The sequence below is a fragment of the Pseudomonas sp. 37 R 15 genome, from assembly GCF_900004865.1.
GTDB lineage: Bacteria > Pseudomonadota > Gammaproteobacteria > Pseudomonadales > Pseudomonadaceae > Aquipseudomonas > Aquipseudomonas fluorescens_AM.
Genome location: NZ_CVTV01000017.1, coordinates 1 through 638 on the forward strand (window position 1 = coordinate 1; position 638 = coordinate 638).

Below are 638 nucleotides of genomic sequence, written 5' to 3' on the forward strand. Positions count from 1 at the left end.
ACCGTTGCCTGCAACTTCCAGCTTCTCGAAGTTGCCGCCCGTTGCGTCGGTAATTTTGACCGTCTGCGTGCTCTTGTCGATGAACACGTCATCGGTAGGCGCTGGTACGGTCACGGTGCCGACGGTATCGCCGGCTTTGATGGTGATCGACGAGCCATTATCCAGCTTCAAAGTTACGTCAGTACCGGCCTTGTTGCTCAAGGTCGCGGTGTACGTAATCTGTCCACCTTCGCTAACAGCATTCGGTGCGGTCAGCGTGACAGTCGTGGCGTTATCAGTACCTGGGGTATCAGTCACGGTTGTAGTGACTGTGTCGGTACCTGGAACGAGATTTTCGAAGTGCTCGCCGCCGGTTACGCCACTGATGGCGGTCGTGACGGTTTGTTCGCCCTTGTACACATCATCCGGCGCAACAACCGAAACACTGGCGCTCGATTGGTTTACACCGATAGTGATGCTCTGGCCGTTATCCAATGTCACGGTCAACGGGTTGGTGATGTTCGTCACCGGCGCGCCGTTTTTATCCACAAGGCTGGCGGTGTAGACGATGTTGCCGCCTTCGCCGACGGTAGTAGTGGCGGTCAGAACCACATCGACCTTGTCGATGGTGTCGTTGATCGTGGTGGTCGCACCGTTGC

The 638-nt window shown here is 56.4% G+C and carries 1 protein-coding gene; it reads right to left on the reverse strand.

What is annotated here, in order from left to right:
• A partial coding sequence (locus tag BFQ04_RS03865) for an immunoglobulin-like domain-containing protein (protein WP_371914484.1) occupies positions 1–638 on the reverse strand: 638 nt, incomplete at both ends.